The 19,684-nt window shown below is 68.5% G+C and carries 18 protein-coding genes and 1 pseudogene; 8 read left to right on the top strand and 11 right to left on the bottom strand.

Annotated features, from left to right (window positions below; translation table 11 throughout):
- Positions 1–211: 211 nt before the first annotated feature.
- Positions 212–1,381, bottom strand: coding sequence for a DUF418 domain-containing protein (locus ACGF4F_RS37115; protein ID WP_393085164.1), 1,170 nt, complete (start codon positions 1,379–1,381; stop codon positions 212–214).
- A gap of 595 nt (positions 1,382–1,976) precedes the next feature.
- Between ACGF4F_RS37115 and ACGF4F_RS37110 the strand changes: the two genes are divergently transcribed.
- The gene (locus ACGF4F_RS37110) at positions 1,977–2,558 is read left to right on the top strand and encodes an alpha/beta fold hydrolase (RefSeq protein ID WP_393085161.1); all 582 of its coding nucleotides are present in this window, start codon (positions 1,977–1,979) and stop codon (positions 2,556–2,558) included.
- Positions 2,559–3,142: 584 nt separating this feature from the next.
- Here ACGF4F_RS37110 and ACGF4F_RS37105 read toward each other — a convergent pair.
- Complete coding sequence (locus ACGF4F_RS37105; protein ID WP_393085158.1) at positions 3,143–4,321, bottom strand: RNA-guided endonuclease InsQ/TnpB family protein; 1,179 nt, start codon at positions 4,319–4,321, stop codon at positions 3,143–3,145.
- Between ACGF4F_RS37105 and ACGF4F_RS37100 the strand changes: the two are divergent.
- Positions 4,315–4,458: pseudogene (locus tag ACGF4F_RS37100) on the top strand (transposase); the annotation flags it as partial. The gene ACGF4F_RS37105 and the pseudogene ACGF4F_RS37100 sit on opposite strands and share 7 nt — an antisense overlap.
- A 274-nt stretch (positions 4,459–4,732) precedes the next feature.
- Here ACGF4F_RS37100 and ACGF4F_RS37095 read toward each other — a convergent pair.
- The 8 genes from ACGF4F_RS37095 to ACGF4F_RS37060 form a co-directional block, all read right to left on the bottom strand.
- On the bottom strand, positions 4,733–6,742 hold the full coding sequence (locus ACGF4F_RS37095) for a M14 family metallopeptidase (protein ID WP_393085155.1): 2,010 nt from the start codon (positions 6,740–6,742) through the stop codon (positions 4,733–4,735).
- Between the two features lie 319 nt (positions 6,743–7,061).
- On the bottom strand, positions 7,062–7,805 hold the full coding sequence (locus ACGF4F_RS37090) for an SDR family NAD(P)-dependent oxidoreductase (protein ID WP_393085152.1): 744 nt from the start codon (positions 7,803–7,805) through the stop codon (positions 7,062–7,064).
- 73 nt (positions 7,806–7,878) lie between these two features.
- Positions 7,879–8,241: a hypothetical protein gene (locus ACGF4F_RS37085; protein ID WP_393085149.1), complete on the bottom strand. Its 363-nt coding sequence runs from the start codon at positions 8,239–8,241 to the stop codon at positions 7,879–7,881.
- Positions 8,238–8,669, bottom strand: a complete 432-nt coding sequence (locus tag ACGF4F_RS37080) for a class I SAM-dependent methyltransferase (RefSeq protein WP_393085146.1) — start codon at positions 8,667–8,669, stop codon at positions 8,238–8,240. The genes ACGF4F_RS37085 and ACGF4F_RS37080 overlap by 4 nt, the downstream gene beginning before the upstream one ends.
- A 206-nt stretch (positions 8,670–8,875) precedes the next feature.
- Positions 8,876–10,960, bottom strand: a complete 2,085-nt coding sequence (locus ACGF4F_RS37075; protein WP_393085143.1) for an MMPL family transporter — start codon at positions 10,958–10,960, stop codon at positions 8,876–8,878.
- A 91-nt stretch (positions 10,961–11,051) separates the two neighbouring features.
- Positions 11,052–11,288 carry a hypothetical protein gene (locus ACGF4F_RS37070; protein WP_393085141.1) on the bottom strand — a complete coding sequence of 79 codons (237 nt, stop codon included), beginning with the start codon at positions 11,286–11,288 and terminating at the stop codon, positions 11,052–11,054.
- Between the two features lie 67 nt (positions 11,289–11,355).
- Positions 11,356–13,353: a multicopper oxidase family protein gene (locus tag ACGF4F_RS37065; RefSeq protein ID WP_393085138.1), complete on the bottom strand. Its 1,998-nt coding sequence runs from the start codon at positions 13,351–13,353 to the stop codon at positions 11,356–11,358.
- Complete coding sequence (locus ACGF4F_RS37060; protein ID WP_357447556.1) at positions 13,350–13,778, bottom strand: DUF6220 domain-containing protein; 429 nt, start codon at positions 13,776–13,778, stop codon at positions 13,350–13,352. Before ACGF4F_RS37060 ends, ACGF4F_RS37065 begins: the two co-directional genes overlap by 4 nt.
- A 202-nt stretch (positions 13,779–13,980) precedes the next feature.
- Between ACGF4F_RS37060 and ACGF4F_RS37055 the strand changes: the two genes are divergently transcribed.
- Both ACGF4F_RS37055 and ACGF4F_RS37050 read left to right on the top strand, forming a co-directional pair.
- On the top strand, positions 13,981–15,225 hold the full coding sequence (locus ACGF4F_RS37055; RefSeq protein WP_393085134.1) for a sensor histidine kinase: 1,245 nt from the start codon (positions 13,981–13,983) through the stop codon (positions 15,223–15,225).
- On the top strand, positions 15,222–15,923 hold the full coding sequence (locus tag ACGF4F_RS37050) for a response regulator transcription factor (protein ID WP_357447549.1): 702 nt from the start codon (positions 15,222–15,224) through the stop codon (positions 15,921–15,923). The genes ACGF4F_RS37055 and ACGF4F_RS37050 overlap by 4 nt, the downstream gene beginning before the upstream one ends.
- A 115-nt stretch (positions 15,924–16,038) precedes the next feature.
- Here ACGF4F_RS37050 and ACGF4F_RS37045 read toward each other — a convergent pair whose 3' ends face one another.
- Positions 16,039–16,683 (bottom strand): TetR/AcrR family transcriptional regulator, encoded by a 645-nt coding sequence (locus ACGF4F_RS37045; RefSeq protein WP_393085131.1) that lies wholly within the window; start codon positions 16,681–16,683, stop codon positions 16,039–16,041.
- Between the two features lie 178 nt (positions 16,684–16,861).
- Here ACGF4F_RS37045 and ACGF4F_RS37040 point away from each other — a divergent pair, with 178 nt between their 5' ends.
- The 4 genes from ACGF4F_RS37040 to ACGF4F_RS37025 all read left to right on the top strand — a co-directional run bounded on the left by ACGF4F_RS37040 (position 16,862) and on the right by ACGF4F_RS37025 (position 19,546).
- The gene (locus ACGF4F_RS37040; RefSeq protein WP_393085128.1) at positions 16,862–17,383 is read left to right on the top strand and encodes a hypothetical protein; all 522 of its coding nucleotides are present in this window, start codon (positions 16,862–16,864) and stop codon (positions 17,381–17,383) included.
- Positions 17,361–18,230: a class I SAM-dependent methyltransferase gene (locus ACGF4F_RS37035; protein ID WP_393085125.1), complete on the top strand. Its 870-nt coding sequence runs from the start codon at positions 17,361–17,363 to the stop codon at positions 18,228–18,230. Before ACGF4F_RS37040 ends, ACGF4F_RS37035 begins: the two co-directional genes overlap by 23 nt.
- A 166-nt stretch (positions 18,231–18,396) precedes the next feature.
- Entirely contained in the window at positions 18,397–18,993 is a 597-nt protein-coding gene (locus tag ACGF4F_RS37030) for a GNAT family N-acetyltransferase (protein WP_393085122.1), read from the top strand.
- A 97-nt stretch (positions 18,994–19,090) separates the two neighbouring features.
- On the top strand, positions 19,091–19,546 hold the full coding sequence (locus ACGF4F_RS37025) for a DUF5990 family protein (RefSeq protein WP_357447918.1): 456 nt from the start codon (positions 19,091–19,093) through the stop codon (positions 19,544–19,546).
- The last annotated feature ends 138 nt before the right edge of the window (positions 19,547–19,684 follow it).

The raw sequence follows: 19,684 nt of genomic DNA, 5'->3' as shown, positions 1-19,684 counted from the left end.
CCGCCTCCCGAGTAGGCGCCCGGTCGGTGCAGGCCAGCAGCCCGGCCGACAGAACCAGGACCGGGACGGCAGCCAACAACTGTCGACGGGACACTTGCTCACAATAACGGACAAAAGCCTGCCAGGGCGGGGAGAGTCGCCGTCTCCAGCACGGCGGCGACGACGACTGGTTACCGGGTCCGGCTCGACTACGGTGGCTTCCGCGTCGGACTTATCGGCGCCACGCCGGCCGCTCGGCGTTGGTCACCGCCCGGAGGATCCACTCGACCGGGCCGTACCGGTGGGTCCTCATCCAGCGAGCGCTCAGCACAAGCTGTGCGGCGAAGATGCCAAATGCGATGGCCAGTACGCCGGCCGGCGGTACCTGGCCGATCAGCCCGAGACCGAGCCCGGTGAAGATCAGAGCACAGATCAGGGACTGGCTCAGGTAGTTGGTCAACGCCATCCGGCCGGCCGGTGCGAGCGCGGCCGAAATGTGACGCCCCGTCGGTGTCTGGAACAGCCGCAGCATCGTGGCGGCGTACGCCGCCGCCAGCGCCGTCCCGGTGAGGGTGGCCAAGGCAAGGCCCTCGACCGTGGTGCGGCCGCCCAGGGCTACGACGGCAAACGCGCCGGCGAGACCAACCGGGTATCCAACGCGCTGGATCAGGCGCAGAGCGCGAGTGTGTGGCGACACGTCGGCCAGCATCCGGCGACGGCCGGCGGCGAGCCCCAGAAGGAACATGGCCAGGGCGACCGGTCCCTGCAGCCTCGCCGTCCCGACGATCATGTGCGGTATCGAACGGACGTTCTGGGTGATGACGGAGGCCGGCCCGCCAGCCAGCGCCGCTGTGACGCTTTCCCCGGCCTTGAGGGCGGCCGACTGCTCGACCGGCGGCGCCTCCGCCAGGGCCATCGAGCCGAAGGAGAGTACGACGACTCCCACGAGCAGGCCGGTCAGGATCACCGCCGTGCGCGGTCGGATTCGGTGCACGGCGAGTAAAACCAGCCCGAGTACGGCGTAGGTGGTGAGGATGTCGCCGTGGAAGAGCAGCACAGCGTGCAGTCCGCCAAGCACGAACAGGCCGGCCAGCCGGCGCAGGAATTGCGGCCGGAAGGCGGTGTCCCGGCGCCGCGCCGCGTCGAGTTGGAGCGTGAAGCTGTAACCGAACAGGAATGAGAAGAGCAGGTAGAACTTCATCTCGAACAGCAGCGCCACACTGTCGTGGATCCGATGGTCAAGCCAGGAGGGGTACGCCGGGTCAGGGATGCGGTGGAACGCGTACCCCGAGGCGAAGTACCAGATGTTGACCAGCAGGATGCCGAACAACGCGAATCCCCGCAGCGCGTCCACGTCCAGGATCCGGTCGAACGCATCACTGCTCGGTGGCGTCCGAGCCATAGGCCCCTTTACCCCGGGGACAGCGGTGTTCACCACGGCCCGAGCGGGACCCGCAGGCCGCCGCCTCACAACGGCCGGTCCCTGTCACCCCGGTTTTTCTTCCCGTCGCGATGTCGGCATAACGGGGCATCAACAAGGTTTAAAGATCGTTCGCCCGTCCAACCTTCCCGTCACCTGTAGTCCCCGGACGGAACGGGCACCCTTGGGCTTTTCCCGAGCTTCACAACCAACTGAGGACCAAGCCACACATGCTGGGGCTGGACAGGTCACGAACACGCTGAACGGGACTTTGCGGGCGAGCTGCACGTCACGCCGGCTCAGCTGCTACTCCATCACGAGCAGGTGTGCCGGACGCCCGGCAAGGAGGCAACAGGCGCTGCTGAGCCACCAAATCCTAATGCTCCCCTGGTGCCGGACTCGAACCTTGCTTCGAAGGCATGTAGGTGCGGTTGGGACGCGTCGTCCTAGGCCGCCCATACACCTACGCTTGCGGCATGAGGGACCCCAGCTCGCACCGGACCCCCGCCACGCCAGACCTCCCGATGCCGGCGGCGGTACCAGAACCGGATCGTCACGAGCGCGCAGGAGGATCGTCATGGCAGGGATCCGGCAGATCTTGTTCATCCAGGGCGGCGGCGCGGGCGCGCACGACGAGTGGGACGACAAGCTGTTCGACAGCTTGAGGCGGGAGCTCGGGGACGGGTACGAGGTCCGCTACCCGCGCATGCCCGACGAGCACGACCCGAGCTACGTCAAGTGGAGCGCGGCCATCCGGCGTGAGATGACGGCCTTGGACGACGGCGCGGTCGTCGTCGGCCATTCGGTGGGCGGGACGATCCTCATCAACGCGCTCGCCGAGCGGCCACCGGAGCCGGAGAAACTCAGGGCGATCGTGCTGATTGCCGCTCCGTTCGTCGGTGCGGGCGGCTGGCCCGGCGACGAGTTCGAGCTGCCGCACGACCTCGGTGCGAGGCTGCCGCAAGGCGTGTCGGTGCATGTGTTCCACGGACTTCAGGACGATACTGCCTCACCGTCGCATGCTGACCTGTACGCCCGTCTCATCCCACAGGCACAGCTGCACCGGCTGCCCGGGCGCGATCACCAGCTGGACAATGACCTGAGCGAGGTGGCGAAGACGATAAGTCCTGACGACCTCGGACCCGTCACCAAGGGATAGCGACGAAGGTGTGAGGCAAGTTCCGGGGATCCCGCCCACCATCTGCCCGCGCCGACGGAGCGGCCCGCCCTGCCCAGAAAACTCCGGGACATCGCCACCCTGGAGGTAGATCATGTGTCGATGACCAGTGGAGCGGCTCTTACCGGCCTCCAGGAAGCCTCCATCCTGTGGAGCGTGGGTTCCGTCCCCGCAACTGACGTGATCGATGCCGCCTGCGCCTGCCTGATGGCAGGCGCAGATACTCCGACCCTCCGAATCCTGGCCGGCGTCTCGCCTGTCAAGGGCAGCGAGAGTGACGAGCTGCGCCCCTGGCTGCGAGACGCGCTGGCGGAGCTTTCCCTGGCCTACTACCGGCCAGGAAGCCGAGAAGGGGAAGAGGAAGGCCTCCGGGTCATGGCCGGACGGCTGCTCGCCAAGAGCATCACACCTCGCGACCTCACGTCCTGGGCATCCGGGTTCATCACCTACGACGGAACTCCCCTGGCAAGGGTGCTCATCGATCTCGAAAACACGTACGACTACCGTCAGCTTCTCGGCCCTGAAGGGCCGAGCTTGCAGATCGTGCTCGGTGCTGGCTGCATCGGTCACGCCGCGTTTGGCAGGCTGACGGCTGCCCAGTCCGCGGCACCGCGGGTGGCGATGTTGCGGGCTGCGTTGACGTCGGCGTGCTCAGCGAAGCCGCACGACGTGCATCGGAAGGTGGACTGGTTGGGTCGGTTGGCTTTGGCGATGTGCCCGCAGGTGGAGCAGCCCTGCGAGGTGTACGCCGGATCCACATGGACGAGCGCCAGCCCGGCCCGTGTCGCCTTGTAGGCGATGAACTGGCCGAGTTGGTGGAACGCCCACGAGTGCAGGGTGACCCGCTGGGGCCGTCGGAGCCGTACCCGGTCGCGGATGCCCGTGAGGTTCTCCAGGGCGATACCGCGGCCGGTGCGTTCGGCCTCGGTCACGATCTGCTTGGCGATGCGATGGTTGGTGTCGGCCGCGAACCGGGCTTCCTTACGGCGGCGGGCCTTCAACAGCCGCTTGGCCGATTTGGTGCCGATGCGCTGGAGCTTGGCCCGCAGCCGCTGATGGCGGTGCCTGACCCGGTTCAAACCCTTGCCACTGTGCCGGGCCCCGTCGTTGGTGGTGGCAATGTTCGCGATGCCCAGGTCAACGCCGAGGAACCCGTCAGGCTCCTTCACCTCAACATCAGGAATGTCGCAGGTGGCGTACAGGAACCACTTGCCGTCACGGCACACCAGGTCCGACTCACCCCGCCGGTGCGCCACCAGGGTGGCGTACTGCTGCTCGGAGCAAGCGAAGCGGATGCCGGCCTGCCGCCCCGCGATGGTCCAGATGGAAACCGTGCGAGTCCGCATCTGCCAGGACAGGCAGCGGTCGTCGAACGGCTGCGCGGCATCCCGACGAAACACGACCGGCTTCGCCTCAGCCTTGCCGCGACGCTTCGACCCGGGCTCGCCGAGGTTACCGGCACGGATGTTGGCCTTCAGGGTGGCGTACGCGCCAGCGACCTTGCGGGCGACGTGGATCGCCGGCTGAGCCGACAACCCCATGCCCTTCAACCGACCGTAGGTGAGCCGCTGCAACGCCTGCTTGCCGAACACCCGCGCCCGATACGCCTCACCGGACACCAGGTTCGCGGCCTCGTTGCACAAGCTCAGCGTGTCCCGCAACGCCGCCTCCTGGCCAGCGGCGGGGAACAGCCGCACCTGCACGACCAGCTTCACGTCCACAGTATACGGTCGAATCCATGTCACCCCGTTGGACCCCAGACCCCGACGTCCGACGAGGCCGCGGCGTCGTCTACAACCTGCACGTCCATCTTGTCTTCGTCACCAAGTCCCGGCGGGACGTACTCAACGACGCCATGCTCACCCGATGCGGGCAGATCATTTGAAGGGACCGGGATTCCTCGCTAGGCCAGGTTGACGCCGTCTACGAAGGGCGGTCGTACACGAGCACCGTGGCCGAGGATGTCGACGCAAAGGTCATCGTCGAAGCACGGCGCCTGCTCGGTGACGGCGGCGCAGCCGCGGTCAGCTGAGCTGGGGATCCTCTCGGGGCGCATCGCCGATCTTGTGCTTCTGGGCCGCCTCTTCCGGCCGACCCGGGTCCGCATGCCGGCGGTCCCCACCCCGTTGAACGGGGGTGGGGACCGCCCAAGCGGATCAGTTCAGGCGTACGGATGTGGTATCGAGACCGCCGCGAACGCTGACCGCCTTCACCGCGACGGTGTCGCTGCTGGTCTTGATCACCCGGAGGCGGACCTTCTGCTTGTCGCCGCCGTCCAGGTAGAACTGCGGTGCGGCGCCGACGGTGCGGGCACCTTCGACCTTGACGGTGTCCGGAGCGACGATCTTGATCTCCTTCGCCTGCTCGAGAGCCGTCGGAATGCGACCGATGTTGTTGACCGTCGCCGTGATCTCGTGCGTCGCGCCGTCGCTCTGCGTACCCGTGAGCTTCTTGGCGGTGACCTCGGTCAGGCCGACCTGCGGCAGTGAATCGACCAGATACAGGTTGAACCGGGCCTGGTTGGCAGCCCACTCACCGATCAGATCAGCCGACGGGTTCTGCGACCAGAACTTCGGGTTGATCCCGCCGATCTCGACCTTCCCCAACTTGGGGTGTTGCACCTCGGTCCACGGCAGGAAGCAGTTCGTGCGGCCGTTCTCGGCGCACCACCGCGACCGCTCCCAGTCGGCGTACCGGCCGTCCTTGTCGTAGTCGATGTAGTCACCGCCGTTCCAGATCTCGTCGCCGTACCAGACCGCGCCGTACTGGAAGTAGCCGAAGTCCGGGCCGTGCCCGAACAGAGGCGTCGGCTGGCCACCGTTGCGCGTGGCGTAGTCGATGTAGACGCTGCCCGTGTTCCGGTAGCCGGTGAACGAGGCACCCGCCTTGTCGAAGTGCTCGTAGAGCTTGCGGTCGCTCGCATACATGCACTCGACCGGGTCGCAGGTCGACGGCCCCCGCAGATGCATGGGCACCCGGGTGTCCATGCTGTTCACCGCGGCGATGTTCGTGTGCGACATCAGCCAGGTGTACACATGCCGGGTTTCCGGCTCCGACAACGGATACTCGCCGGCCCCACCCTGGGTCAGGTTCCGGCCGGTCGCGTCGTCCGCCGGCATGACATGCCAGTTGTACGGGTAGTTACGGTGCAGGTCGAGGCCGCCGATGCCGTCCTCGTTGTAGCGGCCGTCGCCGTCGTTGTCGACGCCCTCGGAGAACATCAGGTAGTCGCCCTTGCCCGCGCCGACACTGAGCATGGCGTTTCCGGCCGGATCCCGCTCGTCGACGACGTGGGTGCCCTTGCCCGCGCCGACGTACTGGCGCATCTGGCTCAGGTACCCGTCACCATTGAGGTCCTCGCCCGGATCCTCGTCGCGCTTGCCGTCGCCGTCGCTGTCGTCCGGCCGCACCGTCGACCGGTTCGTCTGGGCGGTGTAGAGGTACATGTCGTGGCCGTCGGGGTTGTTGACGGGTCGGATGTACACCGTCTTCTCGTCGAGCAGTTTGTCGACCTTCGCGTCCTTGCCCGCCTGGGTGATGAGGTGGTTCGCCAGCCAGAGTGAACTCTCGGCGGACGAGACCTCGCCGGAGTGGCGGTTGCCCTCGAAGTAGGCCGCTGGCTTGTCGGTGTCGGCGCCGGTGGACTTGTCGGTGATGGTCAACTGGTAGATCGGCTGCCCGCTGTAGCTTTCGCCGACGATGTGCAGGTCGACGATGTCAGGACGCTCGTGGGCCCACTTTTTCAGCCACCACTGGATTTCGATGCCGGTGTGGAAGTGGTCGAAGTCCATCTGGCCCGGGGTTTTCGGTTTCACCTGGTCGTACTTGACGACCTTGAACGTGCTCTCTCCGTCCCGCTGCCCGGCGATGGTGATGGTGGCGGAGGTGGGTGTGACGCTGCCGGGGAACGGGCCCGGGTCCTGCGGCGGCTGCAGGCCGACGGTGTAGGCGGGGGCCGCGGACATGGCCGCGTCGTCAAGTCCCTGTGCGGCTGGGCCCCACAGCTGCGCGGTGCCGAGGATCAGGGCGCCCGCTGCCAGGGGCGCCAGTATGGAGGCCGGGCGGATGTGCTGCAGGAAACGTGCTCGTGGTGTGTGCTGGATCGGTGTGTCGTGCGAGGAGGCTTCTCGCTGACCGGATGAGTTATGTGAGGCGTCGGAACCCAAGGCAATCTCCCACTGTCACGTCAGCGCGCTCTCGTGCCCAGCAGACACGGCAGTCGCGCTGGGTAAGGGGGTGGCCACCCTTTGGATACTCGAGTTCCGATCACCGTAGTCGATCATCAAACGGATGTAAATACTTGATTGACCTTGACTCCTTACCGCGACACCGGCTCAGCCTCAACCATCCGGAGTAACACGCCGTCCGAGGTCTCCCGGCTCACGGCTCACGCGACTGGAAGGCAGCTGCGGCCCGTCCCCGATAGGACGGGGCAGGGACGGGCCGCAGCTGCGCAAGGGTGGGCAAACGGCGGTGAGCCGATGATCAGATGGTGAAGCCGCCGTCGACGTTGATCGTCGCGCCGGTGATGTAACGCCCCTCCGGACCGGCGAGGAACGCCACCGCGGCGGCCACGTCCGCTGGTTCCGCGTAGTGGCCGAGGGCGGTGAATCCGTTGATCGTGTCAGCGTTCGGGCCGTCGGCCGGATTCAGTTCGGTGTTCGTGGCCCCTGGGTTCACGAGATTCACGGTGATCGCCCGGCCGCCGAGTTCACGTCCGAGTGCCTTGGTCAGGCCGATCAGCGCGGTCTTGCTCATCGCGTACAGCGAGAAGCCCGGGAAGACCGCCCGCTCGGCCATGTTGCTGCCGATGTTGATGATCCGTCCACCGGCCGACATGCGGCGCACCGCGGCTTGCGAGGCCACGAACGGTGCCCGGACGTTGACCGCGACGGTCAGCTCGAACTCTTCCAGGCTCAGTTGCTCCAGCGGTCCGAGCAGGAACGCGCCGGCGTTGTTGACGAGGATGTCCAACCGGCCCAGCTCACCGGCGACCCGGTCCACCGCGGCGATCACTGCCGCCGGATCGGCACTGTCGGCCTGCACGGCGATCGCTCGCCGTCCCGCGGCCTTGATCTGGTCCACCACCTCGTCGGCGCGCTGCTGATTCCGCTGGAACGTCAGCGCCACGTCGGCGCCTTCCTCGGCCAGGCGTAGCGCCACTGCGGCGCCAATGCCACGGCCACCGCCGGTGACCAGAGCCACCTTGCCATCAAGTGCGTTGTTCATGATGCAAGCCTGGTCGACGAAACCCCAGCCGTCCGGCGGTGATCGGACGCCGCGTTCGCCGCTACTCCCGGCCTCAAGGTTTGCGGCCCCAGGCCGAGATCATGGGCGAGGTGGCGAGATCGAGGAGCCCCGCCGCGACGTTGTCGAGATGCCGGTCGACTTCTTCGTTGGTAGCCAGGCCGGCGGCGACCAGCCGGTCGCGGATCTGCGCCACGGTGGCCTGCTCCAGCAGGGTGCAGGCAGCGCCGGTCATCGGGAAGTAGGCGTCGGCTTCGACGCCGACGAGTCCCGCGTCGCGCAACAACCGAGGCAACGTGCGCCCGTACGACAGGTCCACGCCACGCTGAGCCATCAGCGTGCGGAAGTCCTGCTTGAGTTTGTTGGCCAGCCGCTGGGCCGGGCCCGACTCGTCCGGGCAGACCAGCGGCTGCATCATGGGGTCGGCCTCACCAGCAGCCAGCCGCCGGGTCGCAGCGCCGAGATCATGGCGGCCAGTGCCGCGGCACGCTGTGGCACGTGCACCAGGACGAGGCGCGCGTGCACCAGGTCGAATCCGTCCGCTGGCGGCGGCTCGACGCCGACGTCGTGGCGGCGGACCTCGTAGCCAGCGTCGGAGGCAGCGGTCATCCACGAGGCGTCTATGTCGGTGGCGAGCACGTGCCCCGCCGGGCCGACGCGTGCGGCGAGCCAGGACGGCACGCTGGGGCCGCCGGCGCCGACTTCCCAACACCGCCAGCCGTCCGCGATGTCGAGCGCGTCGATGTGCCGGAACGTGGAAGGGTTGAACAGCGCCGCCAGGGCGTCAAAACGTGCCCCCGCTTCCGCCTGCTGATTGTCGAGCAGATAACCGCTGTCGTCGGCCACGTCCGCATCATCCCTCTCGCCGATGTTCAGGTTCAGCCACGCCGCGCGGAGTGACTCTGGCCGACGAGCGGAGCAGCACGCTCGGATGCTGCCAACAGAGCATGGTGTCCGCGACGCACCAACCCGTAGGCATCCTCCTAGGATGCCTACGGGTGGTGTGGTAAGCCGCCCGCCCGAGGGTTTCCGCACTCCGACGCGGGGAGGGGTCAGACTCCGACCTCGGCCTGTGTGGCCGTGGCCGTCTTCGGTGAGCGACGTCCGGGCATCCACCAGTTGGCCTCGCCGCACAGTTCCATCACCGCGGGGACGAGGACCATCCGGATGATGGTGGCGTCGACGAGGACGGCGATCGCCATGCCCAGACCGATCTGCTTGACCGAGACGTCGGGGCCGAGCACGGCGGTCGTGAAGATGGCGATCATGATGGCGGCTGCGGCCGTGATGACCTTGGCGGTTCGCGCCAGCCCGCGGGCGACGGCCGTCCGGGTGTCGCCGGTGCGCTCGTACTCCTCACGGATCCGCGAGATCAGGAAGACCTCGTAGTCCATCGACAGGCCGAACAGGAGTGGGAACATCATCATCGGTACCCAGGTCGTGATCGGCATGGCCGTGGGGAAACCGAGAGCCGAGCCGAGCCACCCCCACTGCACGATCGCGACCAGCACGCCGTAGGCAGCGCCGATCGACAGCAGGTTCATCACGGCGGCCTGCAGCGCGATCGTGACCGACCGGACCAGCACGACCAGCAGCAGCAGGGACAGCGCGATGACGACCGTGATCATCAGGGGTAGGCGCGAGCTGGTGTCCGCGGCGAAGTCGATCGCGCCGGCGTTCGGGCCGCCGAGGTAGACCGTTGTGCCGCCGGGTGCCTTGGACAGCACGTCGTGGCGGAGCTTGTGCACCAGGTCCGCGGTCGCCTCGTCCTGGTATCCGGTCTTGGGGAAGGCCATGAAGATGGCAGCCTGCCCATCCTGGCTGATCCGCGGCTGAGTGGCGTAGGCGACGCCCTCGGTCTTCCTGACCGCTGCGACGACGGAACTCAGATCGGCGTCCGTGGAGCCGACCTCGGTGGCGAAGATCAGGGGTGCGCCGTAGCCGGGACCGAAGCCCTCGGAGAGGATCTCGTACGAGGTGTAGCTGCTCCGGTCGCGGGGCTGGACACTGGCGTCGGGCAGGCTCAGCCGCATCGACAGCGCGGGGGCGGCCAGCACCAGCAGACTCGCGCCGGCCAGAAGCGCGGCGACCAGCGGCTTGCGCTGCACCACGCCGGCCCAACGTTCGGCGGCGGTACGGCGCTCCCGGGACGGGGCACCGCCAGCCTCGCGCCGGCGGGACGTGCGACGGGGCAGGCGTAGCGAGTTGATCCGGTGGCCGATGAAGCCGAGGAACGCCGGCAGCAGGGTAACCGCGGCGATCATCGTCACCAGCACCGTCACCGACGCGCCGATGGCCACGCCGGTCATCATCTTCTGTCCCATGGCGATCAGGCCCAGCAGTGCGATCAAGACGGTCGTGCCGGCGAACAGCACCGCGTGACCTGCGGTGGTGATGGCCTTGACCGTGGCGCTCTCGGGTTCGTCGCCGTCCTGCAGGCTGTCCTTGTAGCGGGTCAGGATGAACAGTGCGTAGTCGATGCCGACACCGAGCCCGATCAACGAGCAGACGAGCACCGTGAAATCCGGCGAGGGGACCACATGCCCCACGAGCTTCATCAGGGCGATGCCGCCGAGGACCGCCATCAGTCCGGTCACGAGCGGCAGGCCCATCGCCACCAGCGACCCGAAGGCGATGAACAAGACCACCGCCGCCGTCAGGAGGCCCACACCCTCGGCCGGGCCCTGCGGGGGTGTCTCCGCCTTCTCCGCCTTCTCCCCGCCCAGCCCCAGCGTCACGCCGTCCCCGGAGGCGTCCTTGACCCTGTCCACCAGGGGCTTGACCTCAGTCTTCGCCACATCCTTGTCGGTCAGCGGGATGGTCGTACGGGCGATACGGCGATCCTTCGTCACCAGATTCTCGTCCTGATACGGCGAGATCACCGGCCCGGTAATGGGTGAGGCGTCCAGATCGGCGATGATCTTCTCGATCTTCTGGCGGGCGGCGGGATCGTCGATCCCCTTCTCCGCCTTGATCGCGAGAGTCAGCGTGTCCCCTTGCTGCTCGGGGAAGTGCTTCTCGATCAGGACCTGCGCCCTGGCGGAATCGGAGTCTCCACCGGCATAGTCGTTGTCGGAGGCGGCGCCGTAGCTGAAGCCGACGAACGCCACGGCGATCACGCCGACGATCCAGGTCACGAGGACCAGGCCGCGGCGCCGGAAACAGAACCGGGCTAGTCCCGCCAGGGCCCCATCCGTACGGGGAGCCTCGGTTGTCATCATCTTCTCCTCAATCGTTGAGCGTTGCATTCAATCGCCTTGATCCGTTGCCTGGTTGGCCGAAAATGCGCGTCAGCAGAATCGCGGTGTCCCGTGGCGCGTTTCGCAGCGGAGCGAGAATCGCCGACTCGGCGAGTTCCTCAAGAGCCGTGTTGACGACGTCCAGGTCGGCAGGGGAGAGGGACGGTGCTCGACGGGCCAGCCGACGTAGTTCGGCGTCGATGACGGCCCGGTGGTGCCGGTGCACCAGGGCCAGGACGTCCGACTTGAGATCGTCCGTGCACCGGGCGGGCCGATCAGCGGCGCGGGCTGAATCAGTGGCCATGGCCGGGGCTTCCGCCGTGCGAGCCGCCGAATGGCGTCGTGACACCGTCGTAGTGGAGCCGCAGCATCATCCCCTGATGCGCGTGCGGCAGGTTGTGGCAATGGTTCATCCAGATTCCGGGATTCGTAGCGCGGAACGCGACCTCCCACGTCTCGCCCGGTCGGACGTCGAAGGTGTCCACCCACAGCGGACTACCCGTCGACGGCGTCCCGTTCCTGGACAGGATCAGCACGGGATGGCCGTGCAGGTGCCACGGGTGCGTTTCCAGGCTTCGGTTGACGACGGTGAACCGGACGATGTCGCCTTCGGCGACGAGCTGGTCGGGGATGGAGGGGTGGCCTCGACCGTTGACGGTCTGCGCAAACGCAGGCTTCCCGTCGACCATCGCCACCCCGCGATCGAGGACCATGGTGAAGTGCCGGTCGGCGCTGCCGCTGTCGAAGGGCACGGCGGCCGGAGCCCCGTACCGCAGCAGGTCGAGCTCCGGCAGGTCAGACGTGTCCTCGACACGCGCTTCGCCGCGCGCATCGCCATGCGGGCGCAGGCGCACTCCGCCGTCACGATCGTCGTCGACAACGAGCGCCACGGACGTATCCGGCATGAGGAACACCAGGTCGTACCGCCCGCCCGCGGGCAGGTGCAGTCCGACGTCGCTGACCTCACCGGGCTGGTTGAGGTCTCGGCCGTCGACGGCCGCCACCCGGAACGGGGTTCCGGCGAGGACGATCCGGTGCGGATCCGAGTCGGTGTTGATCACTCGCAGCCGAACCGGTGCGCCGGGTGGTGCGGCGTGTTCGGTTTTGCCGTCTCCGCCGGCGATCACGACGGTGCCGTCGAAGGTGTGCACGGGCAGCGTCAGGTCCACCTGCTCCACCGCGGGCTGTTCGTCGGCCCGCTGCCCGTCGCGCGGCTGCACGACGAGAGTCCCAAACAGCCCCTTGTGTACGCCGACGTGGGACGCGTAATGGGTGTGGTACCAGTAGGTGCCCACCTGATCGGCGCGAAACCGGTAGACGAAGTCCGCACCGGGTCGCACGGCCAGCTGCGTCACGCCCGGCGCGCCGTCCTCACCGCACGGTACGTCGTAGCCGTGCCAGTGCAGGCTCACGCCGTCGTCGATGTCGGCGTTGTGCAGCCGCACCTCGATCAGGTCACCCTGGGTCGCGGTGATCGCCGGGCCCGGGACCTCCCCGTTGTAGGTCCACGCGTCGATCTCCCGCCCGGACGGGAGCCGTACGGTGGCCTTCTTCGCGGTGAGCACCTGCCGCCGCACGGTGCCACCCGGTGCCGGTGAGCCGGAGCCCCGCAGGTCGGCCACCGACACGGCCGTCCGGGACGAACGTCCCGGGCCGCCGCCCCTGGTCACCGATTCGGTGGGGAGGAACGACAGCCCGGTGCCGGCACCGGCCGCGGTCACCACGACCGCGCCACTTGTCCAGCCGAGAAACCGGCGGCGCGAGATCGCGGGTCGATCCTCCGGCGCCTGCGCGACGCCCGCATCGGCGCTGCTCTCGACCGGAGCCGTGACCACTCGCGCGGTCAGCAACGCGCCGGCGCCCACGAGCGAGATCGTGATCAAGGCCGCGCTCACAGTGAGCGGGTATCCGACCAGGAAGGTCACCACCAGACCGGCCAGCGCCGCGTAGCCCGCGGTGAACACCGAGATCACACCACGGGCCGACCCTCCAGCTGCTCGCCCCCGTCTTACCGCGAGCAGTTGCGGGCCGGCGACCAGCACGGCGACGGCCCCGGCGGCCCCCAGCAGCGGCAGCCCCAGGAGCACCTTCTCCTGTACGAACCACCAGCCCCGGCCGGCCAACATCGCCACGGTGCCCACCCGGACCAGCGTCACGAGCACCGCCGCGACGAGGCCGGTGAGCGCCAGCCGGGTGCGCCGGAGCGCCAGTGTGACGCCGGCGGCGAACCACGCGGCGATGCTCAGCAGCGCGACGACGTGGTCCAGGATGATCCACAGCCCCGTGGTCATGGCGCCTGTCGCGCAGGCGTGGCCGGCCTGGGCAGCTGGGTGTCCGGCCTGGACAGCTGCCTGGCCTGGCGGATGATCATCCCGGTCACTGCCACGATGGCGAGACCGTTGACCGCGTGCAGGCCGAAGACGAGCCCGCCGGCGGTGCCGTCGAGCGCCGTGGCGATCCCCTTGATCACGAACTGGACAACCGCGAGCCCGGCGACCAGGCCACTCATCCCGATGACCCGCCCGGGCATTCGGGCTGTCGCGGCGACGACGGTCACCAGGACCGCGATCAGAACAATTCCGCCGCCCAGCGCGCGGTGCGGCTGGAAGGACTCGTCGTTGGGTGCCGTGTCGAAAGCACCGCTGGCAGCCAGGAAGAACTGTGCGACGACGGCCAGCATCTGCAGGGCCGCCACGCCGGCGAAGAATCTACGCATGGCACGCTCCTCGAAGTGGGTGAGGGTGATCGCTCATGGCGGTGATCGTCGCGCCGGTGAGGCCGCCGTGGCCTCTGACAACGGATGGCAGCGTCTACGCAATTGGGCGTAGACGACCTGGTAGCGCACTACGCCCGTGCGCGTAGCAGGTCGCGCATCTGTGCCGAGCGTCGTCCGTGGGCGGGAACAGTAGGATCACCGCATGCAACCACGTGCCGTGTCGTTCCCCTTGCGTATGGTGGCGCAAGACGTGGCGCTCGCGCTCTTCGTCACCGTGATGCAGGTGCAGGGCACGGTCGCCAAGGTTGCCATCGAGGGGGCACCGCGCCCGCTCGCCGACTTCGGAAACCTCGGATACGCGCTGCTGATGGTGAGTGGCCTGGCCCTGGCCGTCCGCCGCCGGTGGCCGGTGCCGGTGTTTGTCACCACCGCGCTCGCCAGCTTGGTGTACTACGGTCTCGACTTCCCGGACGGGCCCGGCTGGCTCGGGCTCTTCGTCGCCCTGTACACCCTCACCGCCTACGGCGACGGGCGCCGATCGCTGGTGGTGGCTGGCGTGGGTACCACGGTGCTCGCCGTCTGGTGGCTGGTCGCCGCGGCCGACATCGAGCCCCGCGCCGCCATCGGCTGGGTGTTCTTCCGGATCGGTGCATCGGTCATGAGCGCAGCCCTCGGCGAGTCCGTCCGGTCTCGACGGGTCATCGCCGCCGAAGCTCAGGCGCGCGCCGAGCTGGCGGAACGGACGCGCGAGGAGGAAGCACGGGCGCGGGTCGACGCCGAACGGCTGCGGATCGCGCGCGAGGTCCACGACACCGTCGCGCACGCCATAGCGGTCATCAACGTCCAGTCCGGTGTCACCGCGCACGTGCTCGACAAGAGGCCGGAAGTGGCACGCGAGGCGCTGCAAGCCATCGAACAGACCAGTTCTCGGGCGCTGCGGGAGATGCGAGCCATCCTCGGGGTGCTCCGTGACGACACCGACGGGCGCGTGCCGTACCCAGGGCTTGAGCAGATCGACGAACTCACCGCCAAGGCACGCGATGCCGGACTCGACATCAAACTCGAGCAGACCTCGCCCGCGGCGCCGTTGCCGAGCGCGGTGGGCAGCGCCGCCTACCGAATCCTGCAGGAATCGATCACCAACGTGATCCGTCACGTCGGCCCGACCCGGGTGACGGTAGCGCTGCACCCAGGGATCGACGCCTTGGAGATCCGCGTGACCGATGAGGGGCGCCACGCCCGCCCAACCGGCGACCCCGCGGGCCCGCACCTACCGGCCCAGCAGCCGACCGGCACCGGCAGCTCGGCCAAGCCCGGCCGCGGCATCCTCGGCATGCGCGAACGCTGCCAACTGCTGGGCGGAGAACTCGAGGCAAAGCCGACTCCGGGCGGAGGGTTCGAAGTCATGGCCCGGCTGCCCCTCGCGCCGACCGGGTCACGCCTATGAACGCACCGGCCACGTCACCGTCAACCAACGCTCCGATCAAGGTGCTGCTCGCCGACGACGAGGGTCTCGTCCGGTCCGGATTCAAGGTCCTGCTCGACGTCGAGGACGACATCATGGTGGTGGGAGAAGCCACCAACGGCGCCGAAGCCGTCGAGCGGGCCCGCGCCACCCGCCCCGACGTCGTCCTCATGGACATCCGCATGCCAAAGCTGGACGGGATTCAAGCCACCACCCAGATCACCGCGACGCACGGGTTGGAGCAGGTCCGAGTCCTCATCCTCACCACCTACGACACCGACGAGTACGTCTTCGAGGCATTGGAAGCCGGCGCCAGCGGCTTCCTGCTCAAAGACGCCGGACCGGCCGAGCTCCTGCACGCCATCCGGGTGGTCGCTGCCGGAGACGCGCTCCTCGCACCCCGGATCACCCGACGCCTCATCGGCCAGTTCACCGCGCAACGAAGCGCTGCCCAGGTCGCGGAGGACCGGCTCGCGGTGCTGACCCAGCGCGAGCGCGAAGTGCTGGCCCTGGTGGGACAGGGCCTGAGCAACAACGAGATCGGCGCCGAGTTGTTCCTCAGCCCGGCCACCGCCCGCACCCATGTCAGCCACGCGATGGCGAAGCTGGGTGCGCGCGACCGCGCGCAACTGGTCGTCATCGCCTACCAGACCGGACTGGTCAGCCCCAACATGGCATGAACGCGTACCGCGTCACGACGCAGCCCGCATCGATCAGCCGACCGGATGCCCGCCACGGAAACCCGGAACCGCTCGCCGGCTACGGGGCGCAAGCGCGTATGCCAGCTGGGCACGGTCAATCCGGCGCCGAGCGCTCGCCGGATGCCCCTCTTCGCTTCCCGGTCGAGGGTGGTGGCTCGGGTGCCGGTGGGGCGAGGGCGGCGAGCAGGCCCGGCGCGGCGAGCCGCTGATAGATGCTGGCGAGGGCGGCGGGTCCGGGCCGGAAGTCCTGGTCGACCCACCAGGTGAGCAGGCCGAGGGCTGCGGAGGTGTAGAACGCGGCGGCGACGTCGACCGGTAGATCGCTGCGGGCGGCCTCGATGTGCGGGCGGAGGTGGTCGCGGAGCAGGTCGCTGACGAGCCGGTGTAGGTGGCGCTGCACGACGCTGCCGCCGCGTCGGCCGCACAGCGCGCGGTAGAGGTCCCGGTGGCGGTACGCGTGGGCGAAGATCACGCCGGTCGGGCTGGTCGGATGGGGTGGCACACCCGGGCTGAGGGCGTCGAGGTCGCGCTGCAGATCGGTGCGCAGGTCGTCGAAGCCGGCCAGCAGCAGGTCGTCCTTGTCGCGGTAGTGGGTGTAGAAGGTGGAGCGTCCCACGTCGGCGCGGTCGAGGATGTCCTGAACAGTGATCCGGTCGTAGCCCTTCTCAGGGATCAGGGCGACGAGCGCCTCGCGAAGAAGGCGCTGGCTGCGCCGGATCCGGCGGTCCTGTCCCGGCATCTCGCATCCTCGCTTCCCGAACAGTTGTCGGCGGATGTCCGGTAACGGATCGTGGCCCTGTTCTGGTCGTTGAACCGGCTCGCTGCCCGTGACCATACTCGAACATGGTGTTCGACATCGTACGAGTGTTCGGCTGTGGCCGGCAGCTCCGGCCGGGTCAGCGGTAGGGAGACGCCCGATGTACCTGCCCCCACGATCTCGTCGTCTGCTGCTGGCCGCCCACATCACCGTCACGGTGGGTGCACTGGGCGCCGACGCGGCACTCCTGGCGCTGGCGGTGTCCGGCCTGCGCGACACCGACCCACGCACGGTGTACCCGGCGGCGTACCTCCTCGGCCGGTGGCTGGTCGCGCCGTTGGCCGTCGGCAGCGTGCTGACCGGCCTCGCGCTGGCGGCCGCCGGGCCCTGGCGGCCACTGCGGCACGGCTGGGTCACCGTCAAGCTCACACTCGCGGCGGTACTCGCCGCAGCCGCCCTGGCCCTGCTCGTACCCCGGCTCGGGCACGCCGCCGCAGCCGCGGTCGGGTCATCGACGGCGGGCGTGCCCCGCGGCGACCGGGTCGTGGCGGTAGCGGCACCAGCGGCGGCACTGCTGGTCCTCGGGACCAACGTGGTCCTCAGAGTCTTCAAGCCGGGCCGGCGGCGGCCCGCTCGGGCGGCAAATTCGGAGGTGGCAAATGCAGCCGATCGTCAACGTTGAGCAGGCGCAGGCGTGGAACGGACCGGAAGGCAGGCACTGGGCCGACCACGCCGCCCAGTGGGACGCAGTCAGCGCAGAGCTCAACGAACCACTCCTGGCGGCGGCCCGGATCAAGCCGGACGACCGGGTGCTCGACCTCGGCTGCGGCAACGGCCAGATCACCCGCCTGGCCGCCCGCCGCGCCCAGGACGGATACGCGCTCGGCGTCGACCTCTCCGGCCCGATGCTGCAAACAGCGCGGGCGCACGCCGCCAGCGAAGGGTTGACCAACGTCCGGTTCGAGCAGGGCGACGTGCAGGTGCACCCGTTCCCGCCCGGCGAGTTCGATGTCGCCCTCAGCCGAGGCGGACTGACCTTCTTCACCGACCCCGCGGCGGCCTTCACCAACATCGCGCACGCGCTGCGATCCGGCGGGCGCCTGACGTTCACCTGCGCACGAGCCGTCGACGCACAGCAGTGGTTCACCGTATTCATGACCGCACTCGTCGGCCGCGTCCCGCACACCGACCCGAGGGCGGCGTCCGAGCCGGGCATGTTCTCCCTGGCCGACCCCCAACGCATCGACGAACTGCTGACCACAGCCGGCTTCCGCGACATCACCATCACCGGCCTCGACCCCGCCATGACCTACGGACACGACGCCGCAAGCGCCACCCAACTCGTGCTCGGCACCGGACCGGCACGCGCACTGCTCGACGACGGCGACCGGCACGCCGCGACCCGAGCGCGGGTCGCGCTCACCACCGCGCTGAGCACCTACGAGCATCCCGACGGCGTCCAGGTGAAGGGAGCATTCTGGCTCGTCACCGCCGCAACGGAAACAGATGATCAGCGATTCGTGCGCTGAGGGCAATGCCCCAGCCGCCGACGCGCACCCGCAGGCTGCCGCCGCCCGACTCTGCCGAGATCAGGGCATCGACCATCAGACGTTGTTGGAGCCGACTTGCCGCCGCGCCAACGACACGCAGCTCGAGAGCTTGACACGCGTGACGGCCACCGGAAGAGGATGGGCAATGACGTCAGTCCTCTCGACGCCGCCCGCCATCCCCGCCGGCACACTCGCCGACGACCCGCAACCCGTGCTCTCCACCACCGGAGGCCTGCTGCTGCGGCCCTGGGAGGCGACCGACGCCCCAGTCTTCTTCGCCGCCTATCGCGACCCCGAGATCCAGCATTGGCATACCCGCCAACCCGTATCCGAGGATCAGGTCGGTGAATGGTTCGACCAGTATCGCCAGGACTGGGCACAGGAGAAGGGTGCGCATTGGGCGGTGACTCGCAGCGGCGGTGAGGTGCTGGGGCGCATTGCCATGCGCGGAATAGATCTCGATGACGGTGTCGCTGGGTGCGCATACTGGGTACTCCCGGCCGCCCGCGGCGCAGGCGTGGCCTCCCGCGCGCTCAGGGCCGTTAGCATCTGGGCCCTTGGCGAGGCGGGCTTCCACCGCTTGGAGTTGGATCACTCGATCCGCAACAAAGCGTCCTGCCGGGTCGCCGCCAAATCCGGCTTCCTTCTGGAGGGCACCAAGCGGAGCGCCGCCGTGCACTCCGACGGTCGACACGACATGCACCTACACGCCCGCATCCGGGACGACGAGCAACTCACCTGATTTCAGTTCATACCAGCATTGATCGGCGCCCGTCTTATCGGCAGGCTCCGCCGCACGGGCACACAACGTCGTCGGGGGAGCGGCCTACGCTGGACTGGTGCGGATCCGTATCGAGGGCCACGACCTTCCCGGACGCGATTGCGGCGGCAGCGACGATTTCCCCGGCTACCGCAACATCCACATCGGCGTGCAGCGCCGCGAGCGACCAACACAGTGGCTCGACCTGCAGCCGGGCGACGCTGCGGCAGTGAGGTGGAACCTGGATTGCACTGCCGCGACCGTTACCAAAGGCGGCCTCGACGTGCGCGGGCCCTACATTCAAGGCGGCCCGGGACAGCGCTTCATCTACCTGTCGTGGGGCGAGGTCGACGGCACCGGCACGTTCACGATGTTCCGGCGGGCCAAGCTGTGGCTTGACAGTGTTGAGATCTCCACCGCGCATGCCGCGATCTCCGGCGGCACGCTGATCGCGAGACTGGGGCTCACCGACGCCAAAGGCCACCCGCTCTGCGCCGCCGTCCGACCTCCGAAGGTCACCTGGTCCGCCGCGTAAGAGAGACCGTCAACGTGGCCTAGCGAGGAATCCCGGTCCCTTTAGGACTCCGTTGGGGAATGGCCAAACCATGACGTGTCGCTTTCAGCTGGCGAGGTCGAGTTGGGTGAGGTGGCTGGTTCGGGTTTGGCCGAGTGG

Source organism: Micromonospora sp. NPDC047740 (assembly GCF_043204735.1).
GTDB lineage: Bacteria > Actinomycetota > Actinomycetes > Mycobacteriales > Micromonosporaceae > Micromonospora.
The sequence above is the reverse complement of the archived record's forward strand: the minus strand, read 5'-3'. Positions and strand labels throughout refer to the sequence as shown.

What these genes read in the sequence shown, in the direction of transcription:
- ACGF4F_RS37090 (WP_393085152.1), bottom strand. Translation starts at nt 7,805, where the DNA reads ATGAACAACGCACTTGATGGCAAGGTGGCTCTGGTCACCGGCGGTGGC.
- ACGF4F_RS37085 (WP_393085149.1), bottom strand. Translation starts at nt 8,241, where the DNA reads ATGATGCAGCCGCTGGTCTGCCCGGACGAGTCGGGCCCGGCCCAGCGG.
- ACGF4F_RS37115 (WP_393085164.1), bottom strand. Translation starts at nt 1,381, where the DNA reads ATGGCTCGGACGCCACCGAGCAGTGATGCGTTCGACCGGATCCTGGAC.
- ACGF4F_RS37040 (WP_393085128.1), top strand. Translation starts at nt 16,862, where the DNA reads ATGTACCTGCCCCCACGATCTCGTCGTCTGCTGCTGGCCGCCCACATC.
- ACGF4F_RS37045 (WP_393085131.1), bottom strand. Translation starts at nt 16,683, where the DNA reads ATGCCGGGACAGGACCGCCGGATCCGGCGCAGCCAGCGCCTTCTTCGC.
- ACGF4F_RS37060 (WP_357447556.1), bottom strand. Translation starts at nt 13,778, where the DNA reads ATGCGTAGATTCTTCGCCGGCGTGGCGGCCCTGCAGATGCTGGCCGTC.
- ACGF4F_RS37030 (WP_393085122.1), top strand. Translation starts at nt 18,397, where the DNA reads ATGACGTCAGTCCTCTCGACGCCGCCCGCCATCCCCGCCGGCACACTC.
- ACGF4F_RS37065 (WP_393085138.1), bottom strand. Translation starts at nt 13,353, where the DNA reads ATGACCACGGGGCTGTGGATCATCCTGGACCACGTCGTCGCGCTGCTG.
- ACGF4F_RS37035 (WP_393085125.1), top strand. Translation starts at nt 17,361, where the DNA reads ATGCAGCCGATCGTCAACGTTGAGCAGGCGCAGGCGTGGAACGGACCG.
- ACGF4F_RS37050 (WP_357447549.1), top strand. Translation starts at nt 15,222, where the DNA reads ATGAACGCACCGGCCACGTCACCGTCAACCAACGCTCCGATCAAGGTG.
- ACGF4F_RS37055 (WP_393085134.1), top strand. Translation starts at nt 13,981, where the DNA reads ATGCAACCACGTGCCGTGTCGTTCCCCTTGCGTATGGTGGCGCAAGAC.
- ACGF4F_RS37110 (WP_393085161.1), top strand. Translation starts at nt 1,977, where the DNA reads ATGGCAGGGATCCGGCAGATCTTGTTCATCCAGGGCGGCGGCGCGGGC.